At 59.8% G+C, this 286-nt stretch carries 1 pseudogene; it reads left to right on the forward strand.

Features of this window, described 5'->3' with window-relative positions:
* Positions 1-286: pseudogene (locus EN852_RS39975) on the forward strand (hypothetical protein); the annotation flags it as partial.

Consider the following 286-nt stretch of genomic DNA (forward strand, 5'->3'; position numbering starts at 1 on the left):
GGTTCCTAAGAAAAGCGAAGCCGAGGCCTCCTTGCCAACAAGAATGGGAGTGGCGGAAATGGGAAATCGCTTTACGGGTCGCATGCTTGCTCTGTCGTTGGTGGCCTGTGTGCCGCTGTTTGCCACGTCGGCGATGGCGCAAGGCAAGCTTTCCGTGATGAGCTTCGGCGGCGCGTATCAGGACGCGCAGCGCAAGGCGGTCTTCGAGACCTACGCGGCGAGCACGGGCACCAAGATCGACGAACAGGAGTATGGCGGCGAGATCGCCAAGATCAAGGCTATGATC

Source organism: Mesorhizobium sp. M2E.F.Ca.ET.209.01.1.1, assembly GCF_004010375.2.
GTDB lineage: Bacteria > Pseudomonadota > Alphaproteobacteria > Rhizobiales > Rhizobiaceae > Mesorhizobium.